The sequence below is a fragment of the Vibrio alginolyticus NBRC 15630 = ATCC 17749 genome (assembly GCF_000354175.2).
GTDB lineage: Bacteria > Pseudomonadota > Gammaproteobacteria > Enterobacterales > Vibrionaceae > Vibrio > Vibrio alginolyticus.
This window is the reverse complement of record NC_022359.1, coordinates 1,309,594-1,328,754: the sequence shown is the minus strand read 5'-3', so window position 1 is coordinate 1,328,754 and position 19,161 is coordinate 1,309,594. Positions and strand designations below refer to the sequence as shown.

Sequence of the window (19,161 nt, the reverse complement as noted above, 5' to 3'; positions counted from 1 at the left end):
TGTTAAGTCTCCAATATGTGAGTCACCAACTTGCCGTAGGTATCGGGGAAGGTGAATTTAGTTCCATCACGGACAAGGGAACCGACCACGGTTTCAATGTCGCCCTCATGGAATTCGATTAAAGAGTTCAGAATTTTCCCGTACTGGCGGCGCATCCAGTGCGCAGAGGCCAACAGGTCTAACGCCGCGCGTTTCGTCGGGACAGGTTTGGTATTGAATTTCTTTGCAGTAGAAATCGAGGCTGCGAAATCATTGAGCGCGGCATACGCGCCAGCTGGATTCAGCAACACATCAACATTCCATTTTTTAAGCTCAACTTCAGAGCGATACCAGACAAGACCCGTGTTTGCGAGTTTCTGCTCAAGCGCCTTGTTGTAGATACGCCAGTAAATACGCGAGGTACGCGAACCAATCGAGTATTGTTCTTTGGTGTAAATCGGTTTGCCGTCTTTGCCGATACTGGCAATGGTCATATCTTCATGAAGCACAGGACCACGGCCACGTTCAGCCGTTCTGAAACAGTCGTCGCGCCACGCCTTGTAAGCGTATTCGCAATCGAAAATCCCGTCGTAATCGTCATAAGCCAAGTCAACACGCGCCAGAGTTTGCACACCAAGTACATTGGTCAGCCAGTCATGTAGCGACCACGTAGGACGACGGGCAAATACATGCTTGCATCCCGTTCCGTTGATTTGGAAATGCACCGTGTCATTGTTACCGCCGATACCAACGAAGCCGCAGAAGTCCTCACCATCTGGCGAAGTCAGTTTCATGGATTCGGTGTAGAACTGGAAACCCAAACCGCGAGGCGCAGACAGCGACAAACCAAGCACTTGATTGGTGAAGATGCGCAAGCAGTCTTCCAAGTAGTTGCGGTAACAGATATCAAATGCTTTGTTGTACGCTTCAATGTCTTCAGACGTCTTAGCGACGGTCGGATTAAATACAGGTGGAGCAGGGAACTTAGGCGCACGACAGTGACGCTGTAACAGTCCTGATTTGGCAAAGCCTTTGTATTCCTCATGCTTGTGCAATCGACGAACCGCATCATGACAATGACGTAAGTCTTTCACGGCAAACGTAAAACACAGGTAATCAATATGAACGCTTTGCTCATCGAACTTTTTGAGGATGTTAGTTGCAGTAGTCATCGAACACCCCCATATTGATACGTTGTTCAACGGTCGTGTTGGTGATGGACACCAACTCATAAGAAGCGAACTGAGACGAAGCCCAAGACTCAAGATGAGACATGGATTTAAGCAAATCCCATTCGTCGCAACCTTTGACCAACACAGAAACCGTGTAGTCAGGCAGCAAGTCGTAATAGATGATTTGAGCTTCGTTCATGGATTAAGCCTCTGAACTAGGCTTAGTGACGCTGTCACAGTTTTGATTGTTTTGGTTTTCAATCTGTGAGTTAACGGTGTGAATCAATCGACGAGTCATTTCACAATCAGCCAGTGCACGGTGCGCCGTTAAGTCAGACACATCAACATTCTGTTGAGCGCAAGCGTTGGAAAGTGCTTGCCACTTGTAATCTTCATGGTGTTCATTCCAAACACCAAAGAACTCTGCATACCAAAGCATTGCGCATTGAGGAACACAGAACTTGAAAAACAAATCGTGAACGGATTGGACGTAAGCAGCGTTACAGTGCTTATCCAAAGATTGGATAATTAAGCGCGTATCAAAATCTGAGTTGTAGATGATGATTGGACGACCGTTAAGAAGCGGAAGAAAATGGTTTGAGAAGACTAAATGAAAGTCGGGCGCATCCTTAACGTCTTCATCGGTGATGCCATGAATAGCCGTTGCGTCAGCAGGAATCGAACATGTAGGTTTAACAAGTTCGTTCACGATAACTTTGCCAGTGTGAGCACAGATAGCAGTGAACTCAACAATTTCTGCGTCAGCGCCTAAGCCAGTAGTTTCTGTATCGATAATGATCGCATTTTCAGTAGAAAGTTTTTTCATTGCAACACCTTGACTAGTTGAGAGAGCGACCGCCAAAGCCTAGCGCGAAAGCGTCAAGGGCAAACGCCCAAAGCTAAGGCGGTCTGATACAGTAAATTCTGTAGTGATTAAATACAGATATTTCTGTACCGTCAACACAGCAAAATCTGTACTAAAAGACTAAAATCAGTCCAATAGCGTGATTAGAGGAAAAGCAGAAATGTACACAAACAAGCTCATTGATGCTTATAAAGAGCAAATGAACTACATTCAATACAAGCAGATTGCTCATGACCTAGGTGTAAGCCCTCAAATGCTCACAGAAGTAAGAAAAGGTCGAAGTTATCTCAATGAAAATCAGATACTTATGCTTGCTGAAGCTATTGGTGAAGACAAAGAAAAGGCTCTGATTGGCTTAGCGATGGATAAAGCAAAAACGCACGAAGCGCAGACACTATGGCAGAACATAGGAAAAAAGTTTAACGGACTTGGATTATCAAGTATTTCAATGGCTTGTGCTGGATTGGCCTTAGTGATTGCAAGTCCACAGGAACCCCTATATCAGTGCGCATTATGTATATTATGTTAAATCACATATAGCCGTACGCTAAATGTTGTCTGAGTATGCTCCTATTCCCCTGCAGATTTTAAATTTAAGGGCCTTACGGTGAGCATTAAACATAATGGTTATTTACCATAAAATAGCTAATATCGATCTATCAATCTACGATTGCTTGCTCTTCAATTAGAAACTTATAAAAAATGGCGTCTATTTCTTTAGACGCCATTTTTGTTTACTGGAAATATTAAATTAGCCACCGGCTAATTTGACTGTCATGCCTTTCTTTTCAAGATGTGCCTTGATCTTGTCTCTAGCATCACCTTGAATCTCGATATTGCCATCTTTTACAGAGCCACCACAGCCACAGACTTTTTTGAGTTCTGCCGCTAATAACTTTAAAGGTGCATCATCCAAGTCTAAACCTGTAACAATGCATACGCCTTTACCTTTACGGCCTTTCGTTTGGCGCTGAATCCGAACAACACCATCGCCTTTAGGGCGAGATACTTTTTCTTCTTCCGGTTTAATTCGACCGGTTTCTGTTGAATATACCAGAGTCATTCTATTGTTTCTTTTGTTGTTGAGCTTGCATCGCTTTTTGCTTTGCAACCAAATAAGCTTCGATATGGCGTTGAATAGCGGCTTTACTGCCCTTAATCAGTTTACCATTAAACATACAGTACCAAGAGTTAGGTTGGCCTGTATCATTTTGAATAGTATAGCCGTTAAAGACCTCTGATTTTGCAACACCTGTTTGCTGCACTCTCTGTCCGAGTGAAGCAAACTCTTTGGGATCAATAATCGATGCGGTGTCACACCACCAATCAATGCTTTTCTTTACCGCCGTCAAACTTCCCTGTAAGACGTGGTTCTTGATTTTAACCTTCCAAACACTGCCATCTGATCCGACTGACTGCAGGTTAAAACCTCTATAATTTGAAATCGCCATACCACTGAGTCATCTGTTTAATGCGTTGATATAATCATAATTGCTACTGAGCAATATTCAAATACGGCTTGAATAATCCTTGCTCTAGAAAACAACTTGTATCATAAAACGCGTCTCGATAACGTTAATCACTTTGCACTGTTTATACAATCTTCCAAGAACTCATGAAATTTGTGCCCGTTGTTTTGAAGCATTTTAGGGAACATTGAGATCGGAGTCATTCCTGGAAATGTGTTTACTTCGTTTAAGTAAATCTCATCATCTTCCGTTAGGAAAAAGTCGATACGAGATAAATGACGAAGATTCATTTGTTTAAATACCGTCTCTGACGCGTGTTGGATGGAATCTAATTGTACTTGAGTTAGATTCTTCGCCTCAACTTCTGTGAGCGAGTGACTTGAACTGCTGTACTTTTCATCGTACGAGTAAAAAGCACCATCAGGCGCGATGACCTCGCCTGGCTTAGTGATATGTAGTTGGCCATTCATCTCATATGCAGCAACTTCAAGTTCTCGAGGTTTTACTGCTTTCTCAACCAACACTTGGTCAGAAAACCCAAAAGCATCATTTACTGCATTAGAAAGCTTGTCTTTTTCTGTGACACTGTAACAGCCAACGGAAGAGCCTTGGCGAGCGGCTTTAACAAAAACTTTTCCCCACTTTTCAAAGGCTTTATGAGCTTGAACGTGAGCTTCTTCATCGTTTCGCGTTAAGAATAAGTATGGCGTATTGGGTATGCCGATAGCGTCGTACCAAAGCTTAGATGTGATTTTATTGAAACTATTGCTACTCGCTTCTGGCCCGCAGCCAAGATAAGGAATACCTGCGATTTCAAACAGAGATTGAATGTCGCCTGTTTCGCCAGGAAAACCATGTATACAAGGCACGATGAAATCAATGGTTTGATTAGATTCACTTGAGCACAACTGCTTGGTATTGAGATCCAAGTAAACCAACTCACCTTGGTTGGTCATCCAACCTTCGTTTTTTATTTCTACGCGTGTAACGTGAACGTCTTCAATAAGATTTAGTTGTTGTTCGACAAAGTTTGCAGACAATAATGAAATCTCGTGCTCAGAAGAGCCACCGCCGCATAGTAAAAGAATATTTTTAATCATGAATCCATCTTTCCGTGACCTACAAAAGATACTATTTATTATGATAAACCTTTGAAGTGTGACGTACAGTAATTTTAGTGTGAGGAATTTTGTTCGAATAGGATTTGAGCAAATAAATAAGGGAGCTATTCGCTCCCTTATTTGATGTGTTAATTTAATTTGTTAAGCGTTGGGTAAGCTGAGTTTTTGATTGCATCAATGCTTTTAACAAATGGTCTTAACTGCTGAAATTGAGCTGGCAAAGTCGAAATCGCTTGCTTGGCTTCTGCGCTTGTTGCGTAGTCTCCGTATAAAACTGAGAACCACTTAGTACCGTTTACAACTTTGTAGTTTTCCCAAATTGGCTGACCGTTCTGTGGCAGCTTATTTGCAAACTGATCGACTTTAGCTTGGCTACCCACAGCTGCGACTTGAATGGTATAGCCGAATCGTTGAATGCCAGCTTGCTTTTTACTTGGTGGTACGATCTTAACTGGCTTCGCCTGCTCTTTTGGCGTTAGCTTGACTACTTTCTTTTCTTCAGGCTTTGCCGTCATTTTCACAACAGTTGGTTGTACGTCTTTTTCTACTACAGCGTTTTCAGACGCCATAATTGGTTTAGAGATACGATCTGATTTGTAGTCCTCTCGGTAACTTTCTGAGGTCACATCCGTGATGTAAGTTTCAGATGCACAAGCAGAAAGCAGAACTGACAAGCCGATGATTGCGATTTTTTTCATGAAGTAACAAATGCTCTGGATAAATATTACGATAAATCATGCCGATAGCAGGGCCGTTTATCAAGCATCAAATACAATAATCTGTGATTTTGATGTGATGAATAACACAAACTCCATAAGCATCGTACACATTTTCTGCAATGTCTGGTCTGAAGATGTTTTATCAGTAAATTATTCGTTTATGATTGATATGAAACCGAGAAGCCAACGTGACTTACAAACGGCCAGGAGTCAGCATGAATAAACTACATAAACTCTTTAAACCCAACTCTGTGGCCGTTATTGGGGCATCTCAAAAAGCATTGCGAGCAGGACATGTTGTGATGCGCAACCTTCTACAAAGTGGATTTGGTGGCGCGATTATGCCAGTAACGCCGCGATATAAAGCCGTATCTGGCGTGATCGCTTACCCTGATGTAGCTTCCCTGCCCTATACGCCAGATATTGCAATTTTGTGTACGAACGTTTCACGTAACGAGCAATTGCTTAAAGAGCTAGATGAGAGAGGCACACCGTTTGCGATTGTTATCTCTGATGACCCTAACCCTTTAGATATCTCATCATTGAACATTCGAGTCTTAGGCCCAAACAGCTTAGGTATCATCCTTCCTTGGCACAATTTTAACTGCACGTTTTCCCCTGTTGCAGCTAAACCCGGAAAAATTGCTTTCATCTCACAATCCGCGGCGGTTTGTACCACGGTTTTAGACTGGGCAAATGATAAGAACATTGGTTTTTCTTCGTTCATTTCGATTGGGCGCGGACAAGATATCGATTTTGCAGATTTGCTCGACTATTTGAGTATGGATGGAAACACTGAAGCTATTCTGCTTTATGTTGATAATATCCAAGACGCTCGCCGATTTATGTCTGCTGCGCGCGCCGCTTCACGTAACCGACGTATATTGGTGCTAAAAGCGGGCCGCTCTAAAGAGATGAATACTTTTGAGCAGCAAGACGGAGATACACTTGACGTAATTTACGATTCTGCTATTCGCAGAACTGGTATGTTACGAGTCAGCAATACGCATGAGCTTTTTGCCGCGGTAGAAACACTCACGCATTCTGTGCCACTTCGTGGAGAGCGTTTAGCGATCATCACCAATGGCGGCGGCCCTGCTGTTATGTCCGTTGATACTTTGATTGAACGTGGTGGCCAACTCGCAACGCTTGATGACGCTTCCATTGAGCAATTACAAGCAGTACTTCCATCCAACTGGCGTGCTCGAAATCCAATTGATCTGTCTGGTGACGCAACCCAAAAACGCTATATTGATACCATTAACGCACTGATGAATAACGACTGTGCAGATGCGATATTGATTATGCATAGTCCTTCTGCTGTTTCTGATCCTCTTGAAACTGCTCAAGTCGTTATTAATGCCATCAAATCTCACCCTCGGCATAAGCATTTTAATATCTTGACCAACTGGTCAGGAGAACAAACGTCGAGAGAAGCGCGACTGGCCTTTACTCAAGCAGGCATTCCAACCTATAGAACACCTGAAAGTGCGGTTGTAGCATACATGCACTTGGTCGAATACAGACGAAACCAGAAACAACTAATGGAAACGCCAACGACGGCAGAGCCATTACATTCTGGAAGTGTGAGTTCAGCAAAAGAATGGGTAAACGAACGACTACTGGATAAAAACACAGTCACCTTGGATACGCATCAAACCAGCCCATTATTTAAGCTGTTCGGGTTTAACGTTTTGCCTACGTGGATTGCATCTGACGACATTGAAGCCGTTCATATGGCAGAAAATATTGGATATCCTGTTGCGGTTAAATTGCGTTCTCCAGACATTCCTCATAAATCGGATGTTCACGGTGTCGCTCTAAATTTAAGAAACAGTCGAGAAGTTTCCAACGCAGCGCTATCCATTTTAGATACCGTAAAGCTCAGCTACCCTTCCGCCAATGTACATGGGCTGTTGGTACAAGGGATGGCAAAGCTCGGCAGCGCTGAAGAGCTACGGATTAGTATTGCAGTAGATAAAGTCTTTGGACCAGTGATCTTGCTTGGTCAAGGCGGCTCTGAGTGGAATATCGCCCAAGATGCCGTCGCTGCACTTCCTCCTTTGAACATGACGCTTGCGCGCTACCTTGTCGTTGTTGCCCTAAAGTCTGGAAAGATTCGCCTGCAGAAACACAAAGATGCGCTCGATATTACTGAGTTGTCGAAGTTCTTGGTTCGTATCTCCCAAATGGCAGTTGAGTTACCAGAAATACAAAGGCTGGATATCCATCCAGTGCTGGTATCCGGAAGCGATTTAACTATCCTTGATGCAGATGTCACACTGTGTAAATACGAAGGAGACGCCCAAAAACGGCTAGCGATTCGCCCTTTCCCGGCAGAGTTTGTCGAAACTGTAACGCTTCGAGATGGCCAACCTATCCTGCTTCGCCCTATCTTGCCTGAGGATGAACCGCTGCATGCTCAATTCATTAATAGCGTATCGAAAGAAGATCTCTATAAACGTTTCTTTTCTGAAGTTGGAGAGTTCAACCATGAGGCTTTGGCAAACTTTACTCAAATCGACTACGACCGCGAAATGGCGTTTGTTGCGGTAGCGTTTAATACTGACGGACCGTCTATCATAGGGGTAGCCCGCGCATTGATTACACCAGACAATAGTGACGCTGAGTTTGCTATTTTGGTTCGTTCAGATTTGAAAGGAAAAGGTTTAGGCAAAGTGCTGATGCAGAAAATAATCAGCTATTGCAAAATTAAAGGCACAAAGCAAATGTCTGGAATGACCATGCCAACAAACAGAGGAATGTTGATGTTGGCTCAGAACTTGGGGTTTGAGATCGATGTCCAGTTTGCAGACGGTACGGCAGATATGGTGCTCCCTTTAAATTGAAAAGCGCAGCATTAGCGATGACTTTTACTTCTTACATTCGATAATCAATGGGAATCTAAGAAGTAAAAGTTACGTTGTTACTTTAGTTTCCAATTCTTTTTTAAGTACTGAATACACCAGGATTTTGCCTCACCCATAGTGTTCCGGCGCCATGCCAAAATAATATCCATCGGCTGTTCTTCAGTGCCTTCGATTCGTTTCAATACACCACTATCAATAAGAGGTTGTGCAATTTGGCTTGGTAATGTACCAATGCCTAAACCTGCAGTTAGCGCTTCTACTTTTGCCGTAAAGTTGGTGACGGTCAAGCGAGGCTGTTTTTGAATGATATTAATTGAGAGCGCGGGTTGCTCACGTGCGGTATCTGCAATAGCAATAATCCGATACTTTTCTCGCGCTGCTTCATCAAACTTACCACTACGCTTGTGAACATAGTGATCAGCGGAAGCTACCCAATACATACTCATTTTACCAATTTTTTCTGACTTAACTTCTTGAGGAAGCGTATCCAGTGATGGGCAAATCAGTAAATCAGCTCTCCCCGTATTCAACGACTCCCAGCTACCAGCCAGAATCTCCTCTTGCAGCCTGACTCGAGTTGAGCTGACCTCGGCCAGCGCATCAACCATCGGGAAAAAATTGGATATAGGAATAATGCCATCAAAGGCAATGGTAATATCCAGTTCCCAACCATTCGCCAATAACGTTGCATCGTTCACTAACTTTTCACTGGCTTGTAAAATGGCTCTTCCTCTTTCAAGAATAAGCTTACCTGCTTCAGTAAAATGGGCTTTGTGACCAGAGCGATCGAAGATAATAATGTCTAAGTCTTGCTCGAGTTTCTGGATTTGATAGCTCAGCGATGACGGGGCTCTGTCTAACTCATTCGCAGCAGCAGCAAAACTCCCTCTTCGATCAATAGCATCTAGAATATGGAGTGCTTCTAACGTAATTGGACTCTGCACATGGCCTCCCTTAATGTGATATTCATCACATTCGTTGTATTTGGATGAACTTATCAAGAACTAACGACAAATAATATAACATATTGATAACTAAAGACTAGGAATGCTCATAGCCTAAGAATAAGATTCAATACAAACCAATAAATGACAATGGTAATGATAGTAATTACCATTTAGATCCATTAATATCCGCGTGTTGTTACCTATTATGGATCTAAGGTATTGAAGCCAATGTATAAAAAATCAATTTTGTCAGCCTCCATTTTAGTTGCCCTTTCCCATACTGCTTATGCGGAAGAAGCTTCTAAGTTTGAAGAAGTCGTTGTGTCGGCCACCCGTACCAACCAAACCATAAACACTGTTGCTGCTTCTGTTGCTGTTGTATCAGAGAAAGACATCGAAGAAAACATGGTAAAGGACTTGAATGATCTATTCGAGTATACGCCAGGTGTTACTGTTAATGGCACTCAACGCCAAGGCGTCCAAAGTATTAACATTCGCGGGATGGAAGGTAAACGAGTTAAAATCTTAGTAGACGGTGCATCTCAACCAGGTGTATTCAGCGGTGGACCATATTCGTTTATCAATTCTAGTGCTGTTACTGTCGACCCCGATATGCTAAAGAGTGTCGAAATTGTTAAAGGAGCAGCTTCTAGCCTACATGGTAGTGATGCAATTGGCGGTGTTGTCGCATTCGAAACAAAAGATCCGAAGGATTTCCTCAAAGATGGTAAAGACTTTGGCGGTCAAGCTAAACTCTCTTATTCATCGGAAGATAACTCTTTTAGTGAGCATGTAGCTTTAGCAAAGCGTTTCGGTAATACAGAAACACTTATAGCCTTTACACGCCGTGATGGTACAGAGCTACAAAATTTCTCTAAGGCGCCTTACGATAACTATTCTGTGGACAACCAAGATTATTACAAAAACGATCTATTGGTAAAACTTCAATCTCAATTGAATGACGCTCATCGCTTGGAGTTCTTGGGAGAAGTTATTTACAACGAGACTGACTCAGAGATCGCACATAAAAGTTACAAAAACTTCAACGCTGAAGACACAACCAAGCAAAATCGCATTGGGCTCAAGCACATTTGGTTTGCAGATGCAGCTATCTCGGATACGATCACGTCCAAGCTTACATGGATTGGTAAAGAAGAAAACGGCGTCTCTAATCGCTTTATCGAAGCCAGCCCTGGTTACCCACCTTACGTACCGCCTAGTGGTGACAACCAACAGAAAAAGATTACGAATATACTGAAGACAAATTTGAATTCGAAACTCAGTTAGATAAAGAGATTCAAAATCACTATATTGTTTACGGAATATCGTACAAACATAGTGAGATCAGTAATACCAATCGCGAGTTTAATTCCGATCCTGGCACGCCAGATACTGTTTACGTTTACACACCGGATGCAAAAGAAGAAAGCTTTGGTTTATTCTTGCAAGATGAAATTTCGCTTCTTAATGACAAGCTAATTCTGACTCCAGGTGTGCGTTACGATTACTTCTCTACTAATCCTTCAAATACTTCTGAAGAGTCATTCGAGAAGTTTAGCGACTCTGCATTAACTGGTCGTTTAGGAGCAACTTACTCTATATCGCAACCTGGCACGATCTTCGCGCAAGTGAGCCAAGGGTTCCGAGCGCCATCGTTCGACGAGCTTTACTACACCTACGATAATCCGGCTCATGGCTATACCAACCGCCCTAACCCAAATTTGGGATCTGAAAAGAGTTTGTCTTATGAGCTTGGTTACCGTCATAACACTGCAGCGTCGGCAACTGAAGTAGCGTTCTACTACAGTGATTACAGTGACTTTATTGAGCAAACGTCATCAAACAATGGTGGTTTAACTGAATTCACAAATATCAATATTAGTGAAGCAAACATTAAAGGGGTTGAGCTCTCTAACCGTCTTGATTGGCATGCTATTGCTGGTCTTCCATCAGGCGTGACAACTCGCTTTGTTGCAGCATACACAGAAGGTGAAGATGGTGATGGTAATCCTTTGAACAGTGTAAACCCATGGAATGCCGTGGCTGCTGTAAATTACGATTCACCAAATGCACTTTGGGGGACAAGCCTAAAAGTAAACTACACGGCTAAGAAATCGAACAGTGATATCAACTCTGATGGTGATAAAGGCGGAATCAAAGACCAAGTTGCTTTGCCGTCTGCGACAGTCGTTGACTTAACGGCGTACTACAAACCAATGAAAGATATAACCATTCGTGCTGGTGTTATGAATCTAACGAATGAAGAATACCATCTTTGGAACGATGTTCGCGGTAAGACTGAGTTAAGTCGAGACAAAACGCAAGCTGAGCGTAATTATAACATTAGTGTTAAATACGAGTTCTAAACCTTAAAAACACAAAAGCCAGCGTAATGCTGGCTTTTTTTATGGCTTTCATTTCAAAAATGTAAAGAAAAGTATGAAAAATGAAAGTTTACTGTTTTGCCATCTCTTTTTTCACCATTACTGCTGCTGCAATGATGAAAGTGATGATCAGACCGAGTTCCATGAACTACCCCAATAGCTATGAGAAAATTTATAACCCAAATTAAGAGTCGGGCATAGTTTAACAGCTCTATATATACTTGCTACCTTTTAACCAGTAATTTACGATTTTTTCCGATTTGGATCAAAAAAGACGCAATCACGCGCCTTTTTGTTACTATTATGTAAATTAAAGATTAGGCATCTGGATAACCTTGAGGGTTAGTAGACTGCCAGCGCCATGTATCGCCAGTCATTTCTTCTAGAGTGCGAGTTGCTTTCCAACCTAACTCATTCATCGCTTTTGATGGATCCGCCCAACACTCTGCAATATCACCTGGACGACGCTCAACAAGTTGGTATGGGACATCTTTACCACTTGCGGCTTCAAATGCTTTCACCATGTCCAGTACACTGTAGCCGTTACCAGTACCGAGGTTATAGATATGAAGGCCAGCTTTGCTACCTACTTTTTCTAATGCAGCAACGTGACCATCGGATAAGTCCATTACATGAATATAATCACGTACGCCTGTGCCATCTTTGGTCGGATAATCACTACCAAACACAGAAAGGAACTCTCTGCGCCCTACCGCAACTTGAGAAACAAACGGCATTAAGTTGTTTGGAATACCTTGAGGATCTTCACCTAGCTCGCCTGTTGGATGTGAACCTACCGGGTTAAAGTAACGAAGAAGTGTAATGCTCCAGTCAGGGTTCGCATTTTGGAAGTCGGTTAAACACTCTTCTACCATTAATTTGCTGCGCCCATATGGGTTAGTTGCGCTAGTTGGAAAGTCCTCTGTGATGGGTACAGATGCAGGATCACCATATACAGTCGCTGATGAACTAAATACCAACGATTTAACTCCGGCTTCACGCATTGCATCAACCAATACTAACGTGCCATTAACGTTGTTGTCGTAATACTCTAGAGGTTTTGCTACAGACTCACCGACGGCCTTTAAACCTGCGAAATGGATAACAGCTTCAATATTGTGCGACTTTAGTGCTTCTACCATCGCAAATTTATCTCTGATATCGGCTTGAATGAAGGTTGGCTTTACACCACATACCTTTTCAATTCGATCTAATACCGTAGATTTACTGTTGTACAGGTTGTCTAGAATTACTGGCGTCATGCCAGCTTCGATCATTTGAATACACGTATGACTACCGATATAACCCATACCACCCGTAACGAGTACTTTCATTTTATTATTCCTTCTGACGCGAATTGGGTTAGTTTAAAGCTTTGACGTTACGATTTAAACTGTCTCTTGTAATTCGCATCCCATTAATATTGCTTGGCCTTTTCCGGCTTTCTTTGCTTGATACATTGCCGTATCCGCACTTTTTAAAACTCGAGTAGCATCGCGCTCATTTACGCCGACTAATTTTACGCCGATACTAACGCCAACTTTGAGTAAGTGACCTTTGTACTCAATTGGAGCACATATGCTCTCGAGCAACTGTTCTGCTATTCGGGTGACCACTTTTTGATTGGCGGGATTAACCAACATGACAAATTCATCACCAGAAAGTCTTGCGATTAAATCACTATGTCTCGTCGCAGATGTTAGACGCTCGGAAACTTTTTTCAAAACTTCATCACCTGCATCATGACCGTAGGTATCGTTAACTTCTTTAAATCCATCCAGATCGAGGTACAAAACTGCAAATTCGTCACGCAAGTATCCAGAGCGTTGTACTAGTTGTTCCAACTCTAAATGGAACTTAGATCGATTGGCTAACCCCGTTAAAGCATCGTGATGAGCTAAATGCTCTAATCGTTCCATCTCTTTTGCGCCGGAAAGGTCGGTAAGAACAATAACCAGATCATAGAAACCATAGTCTTCACACTTAACGATACGATTGACTCGAGCAAACATCGGTACAAACTGACCAATATGGTTCTTCTCGATAACTTCACCTTGCCAAACGCCATAATTTTCTATCGACTCGATGATACTAGGCATCATTTCCTGTAACTTGCGCCACTTTAGCGTTTGGATGAATGACTTCCCAATAAGCTGATCCACCTCTAAGCCGACTAACTTAGTGACGGCAGGGTTTGCCATCGTAATGACACCGCGATGATTAAGAACAATGAGACCATCTTGGCTGCTTTCAAAAACACGTCCCGCAACACGTTGCCGGTTTATGGCTTCTTCAATTTCGGTGATATCTTGAATCGAAAACAGTAAGTATTCATGTGTCGAGAGGCGACGACTGGTTAGGCTCAACTGCTGTTCGTTATCTGCATTTTTGAGGTGAATATCATCGCACTCTAGGCCTCGACTCAGGATCTGACTCAGCTCATTCGGTGTTTTGGTTTTAATTAGATCACGAATATTGGCATATTTAAGTTCATCTAATTTTTTTTGAAATATTTGCTGGGTCGCCGTATTACAATGAATAACACGTCCGGAATTGTCTGTAATAACTAATGCATGCTGAACAGATTCGATAACCTCTTCTGAAAATGCGCGCTTTTGTTCTAGTGTGTCTAGCGAATGTTGCCGCTGCTTCTCACGTACTGTTAACCTATTCATCATTTGATTGAAAGAGCTCGCGAGGTCTCCAATTTCATCCTTGGCGTAATAGCGAGCTTGATGTTCCGTGTTTCGTCCGTGTGTCACATTCTCTATTACGCGGTTGAGTTCCATCACGGGCTTGAGAACAAGCCTCTCGATACTTATGTAAAAAACAGTGCCACCAGCGATAAGAAACAGAAGAAGTAAAGCGCCATCTTGAAGTAAAGATTGTATGGCTTCTACAATTGGGCGATGAGAAAGCGTAACTCTCATGCTACCAATGACATAGCCATCATGGATAATCGGCTCTAGAACATAAAGAAATTTGGTTGATAAGGCATAGCCTAGAGCGTGCAACCTACTTCTTTCGGTTTGACTTGGAACGGGTGCTAGTGCCCCACTTATCTCCATAACAGCGAATGGTTGGTCATCTTGGTCATAAAGTTTGACCCGCGTTACATTTGGCTGGTTTAAAAAGTTGGCGAGAATAGTTTGAGCTTTTTGCTTGTCCTTTGTTGTCAGCGCATCTTTAATTGAGAAAGAAACATTGTTAATCAGCTTTCTTGTCTGCTCGACCAGTTCATGCTTAGACGATTGGTATACAGTATACGAGGTGTAACCTTTTGAGATAACAAAGATAGCCGTTAAAAAGACCAGAAGAGGCCAAATAAGCTTCGCTCGTAATGACATATATATTCCTGTCGCAGACAACCACAAAAATGACAGAAGAACCATTATGCAATCTATCACCCATGAAGGGCGACAAGATTAACACGATGCTAATGCAAAATAACCTTAAATTCTCAAAAATTGGATGGAAAAGAAACGAAATACCTTAAAATTCGGATCAACTCAAATAACGGCAACATCTTTATGGACTAACGTGATCTTTTTCGTCAGCTATCTGCTCAAAAAGCTTCGTTTTCATGATAGAAGAATGAAGTGAGTCACTGAACCTAGATGCATTTTCCTGCATCGTAAACCCATTGCTTGTGTAGAAATAAAACGTATGACATTGAATAAACAGCAACTTACATTGAACTGTGATATGGGCGAGAGCTTTGGCTCTTGGAGTATGGGCGCAGATGAAGACGTGATGCCCCATGTTGATATGGCGAACATCGCGTGTGGTTTTCATGCCTCCGACCCTAATGTCATGCACGACACTATCACCCTAGCGAATGACAACGATGTTGATATTGGCGCACATCCAGGTTACGCCGACCTACAAGGCTTTGGCAGACGAAGCATAAGCATGACGGGTGATGAAATTACGAACATGGTTATATATCAGGTTGGTGCTTTACAAGCATTATGCCGGGCGCAATACACAGACATCAGTTACATAAAACCTCATGGCGCTCTATACAACGACATGATGAAAAGTGATGCGATATTTAGAGCGGTAGTAAAGGCGGCAGCACTGTTCAAAGTACCGTTAATGATCCTAGCTTCACAGGAAAACGAAAAATACTTAGAAATCGCAGACGATTATGATGTTCCCTTGCTATTTGAAGCATTTGCAGATCGTTTATACCAAGATGACGGCTTACTGACTCCTAGAACACAGCCCAATGCCGTGTTAAAAAGCGAGCACGCGATACTTGAGCAAGTCCGGACCTTAGCTGACTCTGGGCGTGTCAAAACCGCTTCAGGCGGTTACATATTATTGGAAGCCGACACAATTTGTGTTCATGGTGACAATGAAGAGTCGATCGCGCTGATCCAAAAGATCCGCCAAAGCCTATACGCTGGAGGAAATTAATGCATAAAGAGAAATTTAATATCTCTTTGATCTCCGAGTGCAGTATTTTCATTAAGTTTGATGAGAGTATTTCTGAAAATGCAGTCGGAGAGCTTGCTCGCAGCATAAGAGAAACTTTCGCTTCAATTGTTATGAACGTTGTCCCCTCCTATCAAACTATTCTCATTGATTACTTACCTTTTCGAATCAACGAAAAGAACTTAGTCAATGAGCTGCAACAAATCGTGAGCCAGTTTGATACTCAATCACTTAAGCTTTCCCAGCCGAATCACATTACTATCCCTGTATATTACTCTGAAGAAACCGCGTTAGATCTATCTCGTTTTCAAAAGCGAGGTCTGTCATTAGACGATCTTATTACCCTGCATACGAAAACCGAGTACGCGGTTTCTGCAATTGGCTTTGCTCCAGGCTTTGCATTTCTCTCTGACGTTGATACTCAATTGCACATGGCAAGGCTTGCCACACCAAGAACTCAAGTGCCGGCCGGAAGTGTAGGAATCGCAGACTCTAAAACGGCCGTCTATCCATCAGATAGTCCTGGCGGATGGAACATTATTGGTAAAAGCCCGCTTGCGCTCTTCTCCGACTCTCCTCCTTTTATACCGTTTGAAGTGGGTGACAAGGTCACCTTTAATGCTATTTCAAAACAAGAGTTTATCGATTTAGGAGGCGTACTATGAGTTACGGTGGATTACTGGTGGAAAAGCCAGGACCGCTCTCTTTAGTTCAAGACTTTGGTCGTTTTGGCTTAGCGCATGTCGGTGTGACTCAAGGTGGCCCGGTCGACGACTATGCTTACAGTTGGGCCAACCATTTGCTTGGTAACGTAGTCAATTGCGTTGCAATTGAAATTACTCTGGGTAACGCTTGTTTTATTGCATTGCATAACTGCCACCTTGCTATATGTGGCGGTGATTTAAATGCAAAAATAGATGGTGAACCTATTTCAAATTGGTCTGACTTTACGTTGAAAAAAGGACAGAAGCTTCAGTTCGGAGTCGCAAGGAATGGACTTCGCTCCTACCTAGCGGTTAAAGGTGGGTTCAATGTTGCTCAGCACTTAGGAAGCGCATCGACCGTCTTGCGAGAATCTCTAGGTGGTTATGATTCAAATGGTGGCGCTTTGAAAGCTGGCGATATTCTTCCCTTTGTCCCTCATAACTTACCTAAACGTAAACCAAGGCAAATGACGTTTCGCTTTAAGCCAGATTACAACTTACCCATTAAGTTGAGAGTGATTGAAGGCTATCAGAACGAGGACTTTGATGAAGACACTCGCCAAGCATTTTACAACAAAGCATTCATCATCTCCCCCAATTCGAATCGCATGGGCTACCGTCTTGAGGGCAATAACATTCGTCCACCTTACGAAGGCGTCCTATCAGAGGGAATTGCATTAGGTTCAATTCAAGTACCTAGCGATGGTAACCCTATTGTGCTGCTCAACGATCACCAGACTATTGGCGGGTATCCTAAATTTGGCTGCGTAGCTCGTATTGACTTACCTAGACTGGCACAGGCGAAACCCGGACAAAAAGTCAATTTTGTGAAAGGAGATAGACTAGGCTTGCAAGAAGTATGGTGCCAATGGGCTCAGTTTTTTGGGTATTAATACAACCACTGAGCCCAAACACAGCCGATTATGCAGGCATACCATAACGCACTGCTAAAGCTTGTGGATAGCCTCGCTCTTGAGTGAGTTTAATCGCGTACTGCTCGACCTCTTGTTCAGACCACTTTACAGCGACCGGATGCTGTGTTTCCACATTTTGGTTAGGATCGATGTCAAACCAGAATTGAAGCATTTTTTGCGCTGCGAGTAGTGTCGATGACGCTTTTACCACCTCTATTCTCGCGTAGTGGTTATCTTCAAAAGTCACATCTGCCGCTCTGAGTACTGGATCTGTGCCGGGAATTTGCTGAGCGCCAAATAATGCTTTTCCTCCTTTTACAGCAGAGTGATAGTCGGGAATGAACTGTGCCATGTGTTTGATGGCGTTGTTCGTTCGCTCTTCTAACACTTCTTCTCTCCAGCCGTTACGGATCTTCGAGAGTAAAGGCATAGGCAGTTCAGGTTGAGCAGATGAGTTCGTGCTCTCCACTAAACCATCTTCAAACAGCGTGATTCCTTTTGTCATACCATGAAGTTGAAAGTAACCATCGCCATAAGGCGTCAATTGAGCCATTCCTTTATCGGTTCCACGCGGGCCATGAAAAATAACTTCTGGCCATTGTTGTTGACAGTCTGCCCACCTCGTAACGTAAGCGGCTTTAAACTCCACCAACCTGTCTCGCTTGGCACCAACTGTGTTGTCAATTGAGCCTGTTTCAAAGCCACACGCGTTAACCAAGTAGTCGCATGTCATAAGGTAATCGATACCTTCACGTTCATAGCCAAGTTGCCAGTGTTCCCCCATCCAATCGGCTTGCTTAAACGTTGCTTGTGTGAAGACCGAAGCATTAGGAAGCGTATCTAGTGTTAAGTTGGCAATTGCAGCGAGGCGAAAAACACTCCAACCATATTCTTGAACTGCGACAACAGGATACTTTAGCGCTTCAAGATCAGCATGTTGAGCAAAAGGAATACACCACTCATCGAAGTTTGTAGGATGACTTGGTTGAGTACGTTGCGCGAGAGCTTCTAGCTCCGCTTTTGAATACAGTTTGTAGTATTCGCTTGGTTCGCCGAGCACTTTATTACTCTCATCTTTATCAACGAGCGTTTGATAAGCACTTTTCACAACCTCTAATCGCGGAATTAGTGTGGATGGGTCTCCACCATCGGAATGAGGAACCGCGATGATTGTCGGACGAATATTCAGTGAAAGCGGATACAGGCGAACAGTATCAATAGATTGTGCTAACAAGTCTAAGCATTGTTGCTCGGAAATCTCTCGATATAAATTACCACCAGCATGCAAATGACAAATGGGTGGACCATTTACTAGTGATACGCCCTTCTCTATTACGGAAACTTTAAAACCCAGCTCCGCAAAATGAATTGCTGCTGTTGCACCTGCTACACCGCCACCAACAACAGCGATATGCTTATCTTTATAACTTGGAAACTCAGACTTCATTGCTTCACTAAAAATTTTATAAGGAAAATTCTTTACTAACGGTGGATTCTACTCGTGTTTGGACTTGATTAAAATCACAAAAAGTTCATGGGTTTGCGAAATATCCAACAGCGCCAGTAAAGTGCATTAA

The 19,161-nt window shown here is 42.9% G+C and carries 16 protein-coding genes and 1 pseudogene; 6 read left to right on the top strand and 11 right to left on the bottom strand.

The window, feature by feature from the left end; translation table 11 throughout:
* Nucleotides 1–2: 2 nt before the first annotated feature.
* The 3 genes from N646_RS21155 to N646_RS21145 are packed head-to-tail and all read right to left on the bottom strand — an operon-like array spanning nt 3 to nt 1,977.
* The gene (locus N646_RS21155) at nt 3–1,151 is read right to left on the bottom strand and encodes a replication initiation factor domain-containing protein (RefSeq protein ID WP_021033877.1); all 1,149 of its coding nucleotides are present in this window, start codon (nt 1,149–1,151) and stop codon (nt 3–5) included.
* Entirely contained in the window at nt 1,135–1,350 is a 216-nt protein-coding gene (locus tag N646_RS21150; RefSeq protein WP_005488200.1) for a hypothetical protein, read from the bottom strand. The genes N646_RS21155 and N646_RS21150 overlap by 17 nt, the downstream gene beginning before the upstream one ends.
* Nucleotides 1,351–1,353: 3 nt before the next feature.
* The gene (locus N646_RS21145) at nt 1,354–1,977 is read right to left on the bottom strand and encodes a 3'-5' exonuclease (protein WP_021035985.1); all 624 of its coding nucleotides are present in this window, start codon (nt 1,975–1,977) and stop codon (nt 1,354–1,356) included.
* Between the two features lie 199 nt (nt 1,978–2,176).
* Between N646_RS21145 and N646_RS21140 the strand changes: the two genes are divergently transcribed.
* Entirely contained in the window at nt 2,177–2,545 is a 369-nt protein-coding gene (locus N646_RS21140; protein WP_017821895.1) for a DUF3693 domain-containing protein, read from the top strand.
* A gap of 222 nt (nt 2,546–2,767) precedes the next feature.
* Here the strand turns inward: N646_RS21140 and yciH are convergent, their stop codons facing one another.
* The 4 genes from yciH to N646_RS21120 all read right to left on the bottom strand — a co-directional run bounded on the left by yciH (nt 2,768) and on the right by N646_RS21120 (nt 5,304).
* Nucleotides 2,768–3,079: a stress response translation initiation inhibitor YciH gene (gene yciH / locus N646_RS21135; RefSeq protein ID WP_005376292.1), complete on the bottom strand. Its 312-nt coding sequence runs from the start codon at nt 3,077–3,079 to the stop codon at nt 2,768–2,770.
* A gap of 1 nt (nt 3,080) precedes the next feature.
* Nucleotides 3,081–3,467 (bottom strand): DUF3319 domain-containing protein, encoded by a 387-nt coding sequence (locus N646_RS21130; protein ID WP_005376294.1) that lies wholly within the window; start codon nt 3,465–3,467, stop codon nt 3,081–3,083.
* 128 nt (nt 3,468–3,595) lie between these two features.
* Nucleotides 3,596–4,585: a D-alanine--D-alanine ligase gene (locus N646_RS21125; RefSeq protein WP_017821896.1), complete on the bottom strand. Its 990-nt coding sequence runs from the start codon at nt 4,583–4,585 to the stop codon at nt 3,596–3,598.
* Nucleotides 4,586–4,734: 149 nt separating this feature from the next.
* On the bottom strand, nt 4,735–5,304 hold the full coding sequence (locus N646_RS21120) for an SPOR domain-containing protein (RefSeq protein WP_005390018.1): 570 nt from the start codon (nt 5,302–5,304) through the stop codon (nt 4,735–4,737).
* 236 nt (nt 5,305–5,540) lie between these two features.
* Here N646_RS21120 and N646_RS21115 point away from each other — a divergent pair, with 236 nt between their 5' ends.
* Nucleotides 5,541–8,174: a bifunctional acetate--CoA ligase family protein/GNAT family N-acetyltransferase gene (locus tag N646_RS21115; RefSeq protein ID WP_017821897.1), complete on the top strand. Its 2,634-nt coding sequence runs from the start codon at nt 5,541–5,543 to the stop codon at nt 8,172–8,174.
* A 77-nt stretch (nt 8,175–8,251) separates the two neighbouring features.
* Here N646_RS21115 and N646_RS21110 read toward each other — a convergent pair whose 3' ends face one another.
* Complete coding sequence (locus N646_RS21110) at nt 8,252–9,139, bottom strand: LysR family transcriptional regulator (RefSeq protein ID WP_017634152.1); 888 nt, start codon at nt 9,137–9,139, stop codon at nt 8,252–8,254.
* A gap of 231 nt (nt 9,140–9,370) precedes the next feature.
* Here N646_RS21110 and N646_RS21105 point away from each other — a divergent pair.
* Nucleotides 9,371–11,508: pseudogene (locus N646_RS21105) on the top strand (TonB-dependent hemoglobin/transferrin/lactoferrin family receptor).
* Between the two features lie 335 nt (nt 11,509–11,843).
* Here N646_RS21105 and galE read toward each other — a convergent pair.
* Entirely contained in the window at nt 11,844–12,860 is a 1,017-nt protein-coding gene (gene galE, locus N646_RS21100) for a UDP-glucose 4-epimerase GalE (protein ID WP_017821898.1), read from the bottom strand.
* Nucleotides 12,861–12,914: 54 nt separating this feature from the next.
* Nucleotides 12,915–14,873, bottom strand: coding sequence for a diguanylate cyclase domain-containing protein (locus tag N646_RS21095; protein ID WP_017821899.1), 1,959 nt, complete (start codon nt 14,871–14,873; stop codon nt 12,915–12,917).
* A 319-nt stretch (nt 14,874–15,192) separates the two neighbouring features.
* Here N646_RS21095 and N646_RS21090 point away from each other — a divergent pair, with 319 nt between their 5' ends.
* Genes N646_RS21090 through N646_RS21080 form a run of 3 tightly spaced genes read left to right on the top strand, consistent with a single transcriptional unit; the run spans nt 15,193 to nt 17,563 of the window.
* Entirely contained in the window at nt 15,193–15,948 is a 756-nt protein-coding gene (locus tag N646_RS21090) for a 5-oxoprolinase subunit PxpA (protein WP_005386314.1), read from the top strand.
* Nucleotides 15,948–16,631, top strand: coding sequence for a 5-oxoprolinase subunit B family protein (locus tag N646_RS21085; protein WP_005386313.1), 684 nt, complete (start codon nt 15,948–15,950; stop codon nt 16,629–16,631). The genes N646_RS21090 and N646_RS21085 overlap by 1 nt, the downstream gene beginning before the upstream one ends.
* Nucleotides 16,628–17,563 carry a 5-oxoprolinase subunit C family protein gene (locus tag N646_RS21080; RefSeq protein ID WP_017821900.1) on the top strand — a complete coding sequence of 312 codons (936 nt, stop codon included), beginning with the start codon at nt 16,628–16,630 and terminating at the stop codon, nt 17,561–17,563. The genes N646_RS21085 and N646_RS21080 overlap by 4 nt, the downstream gene beginning before the upstream one ends.
* Before the next feature lie 28 nt (nt 17,564–17,591).
* On the opposite strand, the gene N646_RS21075 is transcribed toward N646_RS21080, so the two are convergent.
* Nucleotides 17,592–19,031 (bottom strand): FAD-dependent oxidoreductase, encoded by a 1,440-nt coding sequence (locus N646_RS21075; RefSeq protein ID WP_005376318.1) that lies wholly within the window; start codon nt 19,029–19,031, stop codon nt 17,592–17,594.
* Nucleotides 19,032–19,161: the final 130 nt, after the last annotated feature.

What these genes read in the sequence shown, in the direction of transcription:
- N646_RS21155 (WP_021033877.1), bottom strand. Translation starts at nt 1,151, where the DNA reads ATGACTACTGCAACTAACATCCTCAAAAAGTTCGATGAGCAAAGCGTT.
- N646_RS21150 (WP_005488200.1), bottom strand. Translation starts at nt 1,350, where the DNA reads ATGAACGAAGCTCAAATCATCTATTACGACTTGCTGCCTGACTACACG.
- N646_RS21145 (WP_021035985.1), bottom strand. Translation starts at nt 1,977, where the DNA reads ATGAAAAAACTTTCTACTGAAAATGCGATCATTATCGATACAGAAACT.
- N646_RS21140 (WP_017821895.1), top strand. Translation starts at nt 2,177, where the DNA reads ATGTACACAAACAAGCTCATTGATGCTTATAAAGAGCAAATGAACTAC.
- yciH (WP_005376292.1), bottom strand. Translation starts at nt 3,079, where the DNA reads ATGACTCTGGTATATTCAACAGAAACCGGTCGAATTAAACCGGAAGAA.
- N646_RS21130 (WP_005376294.1), bottom strand. Translation starts at nt 3,467, where the DNA reads ATGGCGATTTCAAATTATAGAGGTTTTAACCTGCAGTCAGTCGGATCA.
- N646_RS21125 (WP_017821896.1), bottom strand. Translation starts at nt 4,585, where the DNA reads ATGATTAAAAATATTCTTTTACTATGCGGCGGTGGCTCTTCTGAGCAC.
- N646_RS21120 (WP_005390018.1), bottom strand. Translation starts at nt 5,304, where the DNA reads ATGAAAAAAATCGCAATCATCGGCTTGTCAGTTCTGCTTTCTGCTTGT.
- N646_RS21115 (WP_017821897.1), top strand. Translation starts at nt 5,541, where the DNA reads ATGAATAAACTACATAAACTCTTTAAACCCAACTCTGTGGCCGTTATT.
- galE (WP_017821898.1), bottom strand. Translation starts at nt 12,860, where the DNA reads ATGAAAGTACTCGTTACGGGTGGTATGGGTTATATCGGTAGTCATACG.
- N646_RS21095 (WP_017821899.1), bottom strand. Translation starts at nt 14,873, where the DNA reads ATGTCATTACGAGCGAAGCTTATTTGGCCTCTTCTGGTCTTTTTAACG.
- N646_RS21090 (WP_005386314.1), top strand. Translation starts at nt 15,193, where the DNA reads ATGACATTGAATAAACAGCAACTTACATTGAACTGTGATATGGGCGAG.
- N646_RS21085 (WP_005386313.1), top strand. Translation starts at nt 15,948, where the DNA reads ATGCATAAAGAGAAATTTAATATCTCTTTGATCTCCGAGTGCAGTATT.
- N646_RS21080 (WP_017821900.1), top strand. Translation starts at nt 16,628, where the DNA reads ATGAGTTACGGTGGATTACTGGTGGAAAAGCCAGGACCGCTCTCTTTA.
- N646_RS21075 (WP_005376318.1), bottom strand. Translation starts at nt 19,031, where the DNA reads ATGAAGTCTGAGTTTCCAAGTTATAAAGATAAGCATATCGCTGTTGTT.